This is a genomic window from Pontimicrobium sp. MEBiC01747, from assembly GCF_053601635.1.
The window spans coordinates 1-12300 of the sequence record NZ_JBSHNS010000390.1 but is presented as its reverse complement, the minus strand read 5'-3'; the positions used below and the strand labels follow the sequence as shown (position 1 = coordinate 12300).

The 12300-nt window shown below is 33.2% G+C and carries 7 protein-coding genes and 1 pseudogene; 7 read left to right on the top strand and 1 reads right to left on the bottom strand.

Going from position 1 to position 12300, the window contains the following annotated elements:
* The 6 genes and pseudogenes from ACVC2P_RS12610 to ACVC2P_RS12585 all read left to right on the top strand — a co-directional run.
* Positions 1 to 108: pseudogene (locus ACVC2P_RS12610) on the top strand (50S ribosomal protein L1); the annotation flags it as partial.
* 20 nt (positions 109 to 128) lie between these two features.
* A complete protein-coding gene (gene rplJ / locus ACVC2P_RS12605) occupies positions 129 to 650 on the top strand; it encodes a 50S ribosomal protein L10 (protein WP_452598822.1) in 522 nt (173 codons plus the stop codon).
* A gap of 60 nt (positions 651 to 710) precedes the next feature.
* Positions 711 to 1085 carry a 50S ribosomal protein L7/L12 gene (rplL, locus tag ACVC2P_RS12600; RefSeq protein WP_452598821.1) on the top strand — a complete coding sequence of 125 codons (375 nt, stop codon included), beginning with the start codon at positions 711 to 713 and terminating at the stop codon, positions 1083 to 1085.
* Between the two features lie 125 nt (positions 1086 to 1210).
* Positions 1211 to 5023, top strand: a complete 3813-nt coding sequence (gene rpoB / locus ACVC2P_RS12595; RefSeq protein WP_452598823.1) for a DNA-directed RNA polymerase subunit beta — start codon at positions 1211 to 1213, stop codon at positions 5021 to 5023.
* 91 nt (positions 5024 to 5114) lie between these two features.
* A complete protein-coding gene (gene rpoC, locus ACVC2P_RS12590; RefSeq protein WP_452598820.1) occupies positions 5115 to 9416 on the top strand; it encodes a DNA-directed RNA polymerase subunit beta' in 4302 nt (1433 codons plus the stop codon).
* 148 nt (positions 9417 to 9564) lie between these two features.
* A complete protein-coding gene (locus ACVC2P_RS12585; RefSeq protein WP_452598819.1) occupies positions 9565 to 9885 on the top strand; it encodes a DUF3467 domain-containing protein in 321 nt (106 codons plus the stop codon).
* A 195-nt stretch (positions 9886 to 10080) separates the two neighbouring features.
* On the opposite strand, the gene ACVC2P_RS12580 is transcribed toward ACVC2P_RS12585, so the two are convergent.
* Positions 10081 to 11670, bottom strand: a complete 1590-nt coding sequence (locus ACVC2P_RS12580; protein WP_452598818.1) for a peptide chain release factor 3 — start codon at positions 11668 to 11670, stop codon at positions 10081 to 10083.
* A 367-nt stretch (positions 11671 to 12037) separates the two neighbouring features.
* Between ACVC2P_RS12580 and ACVC2P_RS12575 the strand changes: the two genes are divergently transcribed.
* Positions 12038 to 12300, top strand: a 263-nt coding sequence (locus ACVC2P_RS12575) for a hypothetical protein (protein ID WP_452598817.1), incomplete at its 3' end; no start/stop codon positions are given.

Sequence of the window (12300 nt, the reverse complement as noted above, 5' to 3'; positions counted from 1 at the left end):
ACATTAATTAAACTGAAGCCAACTGCGGCAAAAGGAACTTACGTAAAGAGCATTCATATGTCTAGTACAATGAGTCCTAGTATTGCAGTTGATACTAAAATCGGTTAGTAGTTAAATAACTTATTATTATGACAAGAGAAGAAAAATCACAAGTTATTGAAGAATTAACTGGACAGCTAGCAGAGAATGCTAACATATATTTAGCAGACATCTCTGGATTAAATGCAGGTACTACTTCAGATTTACGTAGAGCTTGTTTTAAAGCTAACGTAACATTAGCAGTAGTTAAAAACACATTACTTGAAAAAGCAATGGAAGCTTCAGATAAAGATTTTGGAGACTTACCATCAACGCTTAAAGGTAATACATCTGTAATGTACTCAGAAACTGGTAACGCACCAGCAAAAGTAATTAAAGCATTCCGCAAAAAATCAGAAAAGCCTTTATTAAAAGGAGCTTTTATTGAGGAAGCTGTTTACATTGGAGACGACCAGTTAGATGTATTAGTAGATATCAAATCTAAAGAAGAATTAATTGGAGATATCATTGGATTACTTCAATCACCAGCTAAAAACGTTATTTCTGCACTTAAATCAGGTGGAGGAACATTAGCAGGTATTCTTAAAACATTATCTGAAAAAGAAGGATAATTTAAAAAGTACGCACTTTACACAATTATATTATTACAAAAATTATTAAAACGATAGAAAATGGCAGATTTAAAAGAATTCGCAGAACAATTAGTTAACTTAACAGTAAAAGACGTTAACGAATTAGCAAACATATTAAAAGATGAGTATGGTATCGAGCCTGCTGCAGCAGCAGCAGTTGTACAAACTGGACCAGGAGCTGGTGGAGATGCTACTGAAGAGAAAACTGAATTTGATGTAATCCTTAAAGCTGCAGGTGGCGCTAAGTTAGCTGTTGTAAAATTAGTTAAAGAATTAACTGGATTAGGATTAAAAGAAGCTAAAGGATTAGTTGACGATGCACCAAGTGCAATCAAAGAAGGTGTTTCTAAAGATGAAGCAGAAGGTTTAAAATCTTCTTTAGAAGAAGCTGGAGCAGAGGTTGAGCTTAAGTAAGCTTTACTCTAAAACATTACAAAGGTTTAGGTCTGGAGAGTAGTCTCTAAGACCTAGACCATTTGTCGTATATAGTGACAAGCTATATACAATCATATTTTTTTTAATCAAAATTTCGTCCATTGATGTTAGTAACACAAGCTGAAAGATTAAATTTCTCGTCTATAGTCAATAGAACAGAATATCCAGATTTTATGGATATTCAAATAAAATCCTTTCAGGATTTTTTCCAACTAGAAACAAAATCTGAAGAAAGAGGTGATGAAGGGTTATACAACACCTTCATGGAAAATTTTCCAATTACAGATACCCGTAATCAATTCGTATTAGAATTTTTAGATTACTTCATAGATCCACCAAGATATGCCATTGAAGAATGTATAGAAAGAGGACTTACTTATAGCGTTCCGCTTAAAGCAAGGTTAAAGTTATATTGTACAGACCCTGAACACGAGGATTTCGAAACTATTGTTCAAGATGTGTACTTAGGAACGATACCTTATATGACACCTAGTGGTACGTTTTGTATCAATGGTGCAGAACGTGTAGTTGTATCTCAATTACACAGATCTCCAGGAGTATTTTTTGGACAATCTTTCCATGCAAATGGAACAAAATTATATTCAGCAAGAGTTATTCCTTTTAAAGGATCTTGGATTGAATTTGCTACAGATATTAACCAAGTAATGTATGCTTATATCGATAGAAAAAAGAAGTTACCTGTAACGACTTTATTTAGAGCTATTGGTTTTGAGCGTGATAAAGATATTCTTGAAATTTTTGATTTAGCTGAAGAAGTTAAAGTATCAAAATCAGGATTAAAAAAGTATCAAGGAAGAAAACTTGCAGCGCGTGTATTAAACACATGGCATGAAGATTTCGTTGATGAAGATACAGGAGAAGTTGTATCTATCGAGCGTAACGAAATTGTATTAGATCGTGATACTGAATTAGACAAAGAAAACATAGAAGAAATCATTGAAGTTGGAGTTAAAACAATCCTTTTACACAAGGAAACTTCAGAACAAGGTGATTACGCCATTATACATAATACGCTTCAAAAAGATCCAACAAACTCGGAGAAAGAAGCAGTAGAACATATTTATAGACAATTACGTAATGCAGAGCCGCCAGATGAGGAAACTGCACGTGGTATTATAGATAAATTATTCTTTAGTGATCAACGTTACTCTTTAGGAGAAGTAGGACGTTATAGAATGAATAAAAAATTAGGTCTTGATATTGGTATGGATAAGCAAGTGCTTACCAAAGAAGATATCATTACCATTATAAAATACTTAATAGAACTTATTAACTCTAAAGCAGAGATTGATGATATTGATCACTTATCTAACCGTCGTGTACGTACAGTAGGAGAACAATTATCTCAACAGTTTGGAGTAGGTTTAGCACGTATGGCACGTACTATTCGTGAGCGTATGAATGTTCGTGATAACGAAGTATTTACACCAATAGATTTAATTAATGCAAAGACCTTGTCTTCTGTAATTAATTCTTTCTTTGGAACAAACCAGCTATCTCAATTTATGGATCAAACAAATCCATTAGCAGAGATAACACACAAACGTCGATTATCTGCATTAGGACCTGGAGGACTATCTAGAGAAAGAGCAGGGTTCGAGGTACGTGATGTTCACTATACACACTATGGACGTTTATGTCCTATTGAAACACCAGAAGGACCAAACATTGGTTTAATATCATCTTTATCTGTATATGCAAAAGTGAATTCTATGGGATTCATAGAAACACCATACAGAAAAGTAACAAACGGTGTTGTAGATATTAACAGTGCACCTACCTATTTAAGTGCAGAAGAAGAAGAAGAAAAATTAATCGCGCAAGCCACTGTAGAAGTTGATGAAACTGGAAAAATCCTTCACGATAAAGTAATTGCTCGTATGGAAGGTGATTTCCCTGTAATGGATCCAAAAGAAATTCATTATACAGATGTTGCACCAAACCAGATATCTTCTATCTCAGCCTCTTTAATTCCATTCCTAGAGCATGATGATGCCAACCGTGCATTAATGGGATCTAACATGATGCGTCAAGCCGTACCATTATTACGTCCACAAGCTCCAATTGTAGGAACAGGATTAGAACGCCAAGTAGCATCAGATTCTCGTGTATTAATAAACGCAGAAGGAGAAGGTGTTGTACAATATGTAGACGCAAACGAAATTGTTATAAAATACGACCGTACAGAAGATGAAGCTAAAGTAAGTTTCGATAGCGATATCAAGACATATCCTTTAGTAAAATTCAGAAAAACAAACCAAGGAACCTCTATTAACCTTAAGCCTATCGTTAAAAAGGGAGATAAAGTAACAAAAGGTCAAGTATTATCTGAAGGATACGCCACTCAAAAAGGAGAATTAGCTTTAGGTAGAAATATGAAAGTAGCCTTTATGCCTTGGAAAGGGTATAACTTTGAGGATGCGATTGTAATTTCAGAAAAAGTAGTACGCGAAGATATATTTACATCTATCCATATCGATGAGTATTCTTTAGATGTTAGAGATACAAAATTAGGTAACGAAGAGTTAACTAACGATATCCCTAACGTTTCAGAAGAAGCTACAAAAGATTTAGATGAAAACGGAATGATTCGTATTGGTGCGGAAGTTAAACCAGGTGATATCCTTATCGGAAAAATTACACCTAAAGGAGAAAGCGACCCAACACCAGAAGAAAAATTATTACGTGCAATCTTTGGAGATAAAGCAGGAGATGTAAAAGATGCCTCTTTAAAAGCATCACCATCTTTACACGGTGTAGTAATTAATAAAAAATTATTCTCTCGTGCTATAAAAGATAAACGTAAAAGAGCTCAAGATAAAGAAGATATCTCTCAATTAGAAGGAATCTATAATGCTAAGTTCGAAGAATTACAATCTGTATTAGTAGATAAACTATTTACTATAGTAAACGGAAAAACTTCTCAAGGAATCTTCAATGATCTAGGAGAAGAAGTATTACCAAAAGGTAAGAAGTTTACATTAAAAATGTTAAATGCTGTAGATGATTATACACACTTAACATCAGGAACTTGGACAACAGACGAGCATACCAATAAATTAGTTGCAGATTTAATTCATAACTATAAGATTAAAGAAAACGATTTACAAGGTTCATTACGTCGTGAGAAGTTTACAATTTCTGTAGGAGATGAATTACCAGCAGGTATTATAAAATTAGCTAAAGTTTACATTGCTAAAAAACGTAAACTAAAAGTAGGAGATAAAATGGCAGGACGTCACGGTAACAAAGGTATTGTTGCACGTATTGTTCGTCAAGAAGATATGCCATTCTTAGAAGACGGAACACCAGTAGATATCGTATTAAATCCATTAGGAGTACCATCACGTATGAACATTGGACAGATATACGAAACAGTGTTAGGTTGGGCAGGACAAGACTTAGGTCGTACCTATGCAACACCTATATTCGATGGAGCTACAATAGACCAAATTAACGAATTTACAGATGAAGCTGGAATTCCAAGATACGGACATACTTATTTATACGATGGAGGAACAGGAGAACGTTTCGATCAGCCAGCAACAGTTGGTGTGATTTATATGTTAAAACTGGGACACATGGTAGACGATAAAATGCACGCACGTTCTATTGGACCATACTCTTTAATAACACAACAACCTCTTGGTGGTAAAGCACAATTTGGTGGACAACGTTTTGGAGAGATGGAAGTATGGGCATTAGAAGCCTATGGAGCATCTGCAACATTAAGAGAAATCTTAACTGTAAAATCTGATGATGTAGTTGGTAGAGCTAAAACTTACGAATCTATCGTAAAAGGTGAGCCAATGCCAGATCCAGGATTACCAGAATCATTCAACGTACTTATGCACGAATTGAAAGGTTTAGGATTAGACATTAGATTAGAGGAATAATTTTATCCCCGCGAAAGCGGGGAACTTATAAATTGAAGTTTTAATTTTTTAAGTAAAACTTTAATTATAAAAAAATCAAAGTTTCAGCATTATGGCAAGAAAACAAGATAAGAATACAGTAAAGAGATTTAATAAAATCTCAATTGGTTTAGCATCTCCAGAGTCTATTTTAGCAGAGTCAAGAGGAGAGGTGTTAAAACCTGAAACTATCAATTATCGAACACATAAACCAGAAAGAGATGGTTTATTCTGTGAGCGTATTTTTGGTCCTGTAAAAGACTACGAATGTGCTTGTGGTAAATATAAAAGAATACGATACAAAGGTATTGTTTGTGACCGTTGTGGAGTTGAAGTAACAGAAAAGAAAGTACGTAGAGATAGAGTAGGACACATCAACCTTGTTGTACCAGTAGCTCATATTTGGTACTTCCGTTCTTTACCAAATAAAATAGGATACTTATTAGGATTACCATCTAAGAAATTAGATATGATTATTTACTACGAACGTTATGTAGTAATACAAGCCGGTAATGCTAAAAATGAAGAAGGAGAACCATTACAAAAAATGGATTTCTTAACAGAAGAAGAATACCTTAATGTATTAGAAAGTCTACCTCAAGATAATCAATACTTAGAAGATACAGACCCAGAGAAGTTTATTGCTAAAATGGGGGCAGAGTGTCTTATCGAGTTATTATCTAGAATAGATTTAGATACATTATCATACCAATTACGTCATAAAGCAAATACAGAAACGTCTAAACAACGTAAAACTGAAGCTTTAAAACGATTACAAGTAGTTGAAGCATTACGTGAATCTAATAACAACAGAGAAAATCGTCCAGAATGGATGATTATGAAGGTTGTGCCAATTATTCCGCCAGAATTACGTCCATTAGTACCATTAGATGGAGGCCGTTTTGCAACGTCGGATTTAAATGATTTATACCGTCGTGTAATTATACGAAACAACCGTTTAAAAAGATTAGTGGAGATTAAAGCTCCAGAAGTAATCTTACGTAACGAGAAGCGTATGTTACAAGAATCGGTAGATTCATTATTTGATAACACACGTAAATCATCTGCAGTAAAAACAGATTCAAATAGACCATTAAAATCATTATCAGATTCACTTAAAGGTAAGCAAGGACGTTTCCGTCAAAACTTACTAGGTAAACGTGTAGATTATTCAGCACGTTCTGTAATTGTTGTAGGACCAGAATTAAAATTATTTGAGTGTGGTTTACCAAAAAATATGGCAGCAGAACTTTACAAGCCTTTTATTATTAGAAAACTAATAGAAAGAGGAATTGTAAAAACAGTAAAATCTGCTAAGAAAATTATAGATAAAAGAGAACCGGTGGTTTGGGATATCTTGGAAAATGTTCTTAAAGGGCATCCAGTATTACTAAACCGTGCACCTACGCTTCACCGTCTTGGAATTCAAGCATTCCAACCCAAATTAATAGAAGGTAAAGCAATACAGTTACACCCATTAGTATGTACGGCCTTTAATGCCGATTTCGATGGAGATCAAATGGCGGTGCACTTACCATTAGGACCAGAAGCTATTTTAGAATGTCAATTATTAATGTTGGCTTCACATAATATCTTAAATCCTGCAAATGGATCACCAGTAACCGTACCATCTCAGGATATGGTACTTGGTCTATATTATATGACTAAGTTGCGTAAGTCTACACCAGAATTAACCGTTAAAGGAGAAGGCTTAACATTCTACTCAGCAGAAGAAGTAACAATAGCTTATAACGAGAAACGTGTAGATTTAAATGCAGAAATTAAAGTAAGAACCATTGACTTTAATGAAGCAGGAGAATTAGTACCACAAATTATAGAAACTACAGTTGGACGTGTACTTTTCAATGAAAAAGTACCAGCAGCAGCAGGATACATAAACCAAGTTTTAACTAAGAAGTCGCTTAGAGACATCATTGGAGATATCTTAAAGGTAACAAGTGTACCAGAAACAGCAGCTTTCTTAGATGAAATTAAAACATTAGGATATAACTTCGCCTTTAGAGGAGGATTATCATTTAGTTTAGGAGATATTATTATCCCACCAGAAAAACAATCAATGATTGATGCCGCTAATAAAAAAGTAGACGGTATTACTGGTAACTATAACATGGGACTTATAACAAATAACGAACGTTATAACCAAGTTATTGATATCTGGACATCAACAAATGCAGAGTTAACAGAGTTGTCTATGAAGCGTATTCGCGAAGACCAACAAGGATTTAACTCGGTATATATGATGCTTGATTCTGGAGCCCGTGGATCTAAAGAACAGATTCGTCAGCTTACAGGTATGCGTGGATTAATGGCAAAACCTAAAAAATCTAATGCAGGAGGAGGAGAAATTATTGAAAACCCAATTCTTTCTAACTTTAAAGAAGGACTTTCAATTTTAGAATACTTTATCTCAACGCACGGTGCACGTAAAGGACTTGCCGATACAGCACTTAAAACTGCCGATGCAGGATACTTAACACGTCGTTTAGTAGACGTATCTCAAGATGTTATAGTAAACAGTGAAGACTGTGGAACATTAAGAGGTGTTGAAGTAACAGCATTAAAGAAAAATGATGAAGTTGTAGAAAAATTAAGTGCACGTGTTGTAGGACGAATAGCTCTTAACGATGTTTATAACCCATTAACAGAAGAATTAATCGTAGAAGCAGGAGCACTAATAGGAGATGAAATTGCAGAAGCAATTGAAGCTTCACCTCTAGAATCTGTAGAAGTACGCTCACCATTAAGCTGTGAAGCTCTAAAAGGAATTTGTGCTAAATGTTACGGTCGTAACCTAGCAACAAATAAAATGGTACAACGAGGAGAAGCAGTAGGTGTAGTAGCCGCGCAATCTATTGGAGAACCAGGAACACAGTTAACACTTCGTACATTCCACGTAGGAGGTATTGCAGGTAACATTTCAGAAGAAAATAAGTTAGTTGTTAAGTTTGATGGAATTGCCGAAATTGAAGAACTTAAAACAGTTAAAGGCGAAGATAAAGAAGGAAACGAAGTAGATATCGTTATCTCTCGTACTTCAGAATTAAAACTTGTAGATAAGAAAACAGGAATTACACTAAGTACAAATAATATTCCATACGGGTCTACCATTTTTGTTAATAACGGTGATAAGTTAAAAGCAGGAGATGTAGTATGTGAATGGGATCCATACAACGGTGTAATTATTTCTGAATTTGCTGGAAAAGTAAGATATGAAAATATCGAACAAGGGGTAACATATCAAGTAGAAATTGATGAACAAACAGGTTTCCAAGAAAAAGTAATTTCAGAGTCTAGAAATAAGAAGCTAATTCCAACACTTATCGTAGAAGATGGCAAAGGAGAAGCAATACGTTCGTACAACTTACCAGTTGGAGCACACATAATGATAGACGATGGAGAGAAAATTAAAATAGGTAAAATTTTAGTTAAAATACCACGTAAATCAGCTAAAGCAGGGGATATTACAGGAGGTTTACCACGTGTAACAGAGTTATTCGAAGCTCGTAACCCATCTAACCCAGCAGTAGTAAGTGCAATCGATGGTGTAGTATCATTTGGTAAAATTAAGAGAGGTAATCGTGAGATTATTATAGAATCTAAATTAGGAGATATTAAGAAATACTTAGTAAAACTATCAAATCAAATTCTTGTACAAGAAAACGATTTTGTAAAAGCAGGTATGCCTCTATCAGACGGATCTATAACACCAAACGATATCTTAAATATTAAAGGGCCAGCAGCAGTACAACAATACTTAGTAAACGAAGTACAAGAAGTATACCGTTTACAAGGTGTAAAAATTAACGATAAGCACTTTGAAGTTGTTGTAAGACAAATGATGCGTAAAGTAAAAATTATCGACTCAGGAGATACAATCTTCTTAGAAGACCAATTAGTACACAAAGCAGACTTTATCGAGCAAAACGATGATATATTTGGTAAAAAAGTTGTTGAAGACGCAGGAGACTCAACGAATCTTAAAGAAGGACAAATCATTACATCTTTCGAGTTAAGAGACGAAAACTCTTTATTACGCCGCGAGGACAAGAAGTTAGTTGTAGCTAGAGAAGCACAACCAGCAACTGCAACACCAATTTTACAAGGTATAACAAGAGCATCGTTACAAACTAAATCGTTTATCTCTGCGGCATCGTTCCAAGAGACAACAAAAGTACTTAACGAAGCAGCAGTAGCAGGTAAAGTAGATTCATTAGAAGGACTTAAAGAAAATGTAATTGTAGGACACAGAATTCCAGCAGGAACAGGAATGCGTTCTTACGACAACATTATAGTAGGATCAAAAGAAGAATTTGATGAAATGATGAAAGCAAAACAAGAAGTTAATTATAATTAATAATTATTATTCCTGAGAAGACAGGAATCTTGTTAAACTTCATATAAGTTAAAAATCTTTATAAATAATTAAAAAGTCCTGTTTAAAAAGCAGGACTTTTTTAATAGAAAACTAAATAACTCTGTTTTACGGAATAAAAAAACAAAAAATGGCAGATAAAAAAGATGAAAAGCCAAAACAAGGCCAAATAAATATAGAATTAGACGAAAAAATTGCAGAAGGAATCTATTCTAACCTAGCAATAATAAATCACTCAGTATCTGAGTTCGTTGTAGATTTTGTAAGTATTATGCCAGGGGCGCCAAAAAGTAAAGTAAAGTCCAGAATAATATTAACACCGCAACATGCTAAGCGACTATTAAAAGCATTAAATGATAATGTAAAGCGCTTTGAAAATGCGCATGGAGAAATTAAGGATTATGAACAACCTCCAATACCTCTAAATTTTGGACCAACAGGTCAAGCATAAAAAAATCCCCTAGATAGGGGATTTTTTTATTTATAAATATAAACTATTATAAAACAATATTTAATAATTTATTTTGATGTGTTATAGAAAAACGACTTATTTTAAATAGTGTTTAAGCTGTTTTTATAGATTTAATATCTTATAATATGGTAGTAAGTTTAAAAGTGTATTAAAATTATTGTAAATACGTTTTTATTATTCAAACTCAGAAACATAATGAAATTTAATACTTGGATACTTTTGTTGTGTCATTTGTAATGAGAAAGAAGAATCTGCTAAAAACACAAGTTGCCCACGTTTGTCTTTTGCTAAGAAACGTTGTTTCACTCTTAAAAAATCTTTATATTCATCATTTTTAGAATCTTCAGGATCTACCCAACACGCTTTATACACATTTAAATTTTCATAAGTGCATTTTGCACCATATTCATGCTCTAATCTATATTGAATAACCTCATATTGTAAAGCACCAACAGTACCAATAACTTTACGCCCATTAAGCTCTAATGTAAATAATTGAGCAACACCTTCGTCCATTAATTGATCTATACCTTTATATAATTGCTTAGATTTTAAAGGATCTGCATTATTAATATATCTAAAATGCTCAGGAGAAAAACTAGGAACACCCTTGTAGTTTAGTATTTCACCTTCAGTTAAGGTATCTCCAATTTTAAAATTACCAGTATCTTGCAAACCTACAATATCACCTGGATAAGAGATGTCTACAATCTCTTTTTTTTCTGCAAAAAAGGCATTTGGACTAGAGAACTTTACTTTCTTCTTGTTTCTAACATGTAAATATGGTGCATTACGCTTAAACTCTCCAGAAACAATTTTAACAAAAGCCAATCTGTTTCTGTGATTAGGGTCCATATTAGCATGAATTTTAAAAACAAATCCAGTAAATTTTTCTTCGTCTGGTTCAACTAAACGTTCTTCACTTTGTTTGGGTCTTGGTTTAGGGGCAATATCAACAAAGCAATCTAATAATTCCCTTACACCAAAGTTATTAAGTGCTGAACCAAAAAATACAGGTTGTAAATTACCATTTAAATAATCATCATTACTAAAACTTGGGTAAATGCCTTCTACAAGTTCTAATTCTTCCCTTAGCGTATCAGCAGCAGTACTACCTATTAATGTATCTAATGCTTCAGAATTTAAGTCAGAAACTTCAATCGTTTCTTCTATATCTTTTCTACTATCTCCACTAAATAAATTAATATTTTTTTCCCATATATTGTAAATACCTTTAAAATCGTAGCCCATACCAATAGGGAAACTTAAAGGCGTAACTTTTAAACCTAATTTTTGTTCTATTTCATCAAGTAGTTCAAAAGCATCTTTACCCTCACGATCCATTTTATTTATAAAAACGATCATTGGGATGTTTCTCATTCTACAAACTTCAACTAATTTTTCAGTTTGCTCCTCAACACCCTTAGCAACATCAATAACTACTATAACACTATCTACAGCAGTTAGCGTTCTAAAAGTATCTTCGGCAAAATCCTTGTGACCAGGTGTATCAAGAATATTAATTTTAATACCATTATATTCAAAAGCTAATACAGAAGTAGCAACAGAAATACCACGTTGGCGTTCTATTTCCATAAAGTCACTAGTCGCCCCTTTTTTTATTTTATTACTTTTTACAGCTCCGGCTTCTTGTATAGCACCTCCAAAAAGTAAAAGTTTCTCAGTTAATGTTGTTTTTCCTGCATCTGGATGAGAGATTATTCCGAAGGTTCTTCTTCGTTTAATTTCGTCTGTAAATTTCATAAAACTAAATTTTGGCAAATATAATTGTAATAAATGCAACTCTTTATCTTTTTTATTTAAAACCACAATAAAACCTAGCTCTTTTTTGTAGTGATAGTCAGCTTAAATTCAAATTTAGATAACAATAAAAAAAATTAAGATATTTTTAGTAAGAATTAACTTATGAAAAAACGTAAAAGGCATTTGGTCGTTGTAATGTGTTTTTAATCGATTTTAATCGATTTTTATAAAAAAAATGAAAACATATTATGTGTAAAAATATACATTTGATTGATAGTGTAATTGATAGCTCTATAGATTTAGCTTTAAAAATCTATAATTATAGAATACATAATTAAGTACATAGTAATAATATTTTCTCCCGAATATGAATAACTTTACGAAATTAAGTGAGGTATCTATTATAGATATTTTTGATAGCTCAACTTTTACAGATAAAAAACAAAAAACTTTATCTAATCAAGCCACTACTACTGCTAGTGCATCTAATAACCACTTCAATTTTATTTCTTCAAGCATGAAAAACTTTACGAAGTTCTCGTATGGTAATACTTTATTTACAAAGGTTTTACTATCATTTTTATTTGTAATATCCATAATAAACGTTTCGTTAGCACAAGACTTACACAC

Bases quoted from the DNA above. Each gene is read 5' to 3' on its own strand.
- rplJ (WP_452598822.1), top strand. From the start codon at position 129: ATGACAAGAGAAGAAAAATCACAAGTTATTGAAGAATTAACTGGACAG.
- rplL (WP_452598821.1), top strand. From the start codon at position 711: ATGGCAGATTTAAAAGAATTCGCAGAACAATTAGTTAACTTAACAGTA.
- rpoB (WP_452598823.1), top strand. From the start codon at position 1,211: ATGTTAGTAACACAAGCTGAAAGATTAAATTTCTCGTCTATAGTCAAT.
- rpoC (WP_452598820.1), top strand. From the start codon at position 5,115: ATGGCAAGAAAACAAGATAAGAATACAGTAAAGAGATTTAATAAAATC.
- ACVC2P_RS12585 (WP_452598819.1), top strand. From the start codon at position 9,565: ATGGCAGATAAAAAAGATGAAAAGCCAAAACAAGGCCAAATAAATATA.
- ACVC2P_RS12580 (WP_452598818.1), bottom strand. From the start codon at position 11,670: ATGAAATTTACAGACGAAATTAAACGAAGAAGAACCTTCGGAATAATC.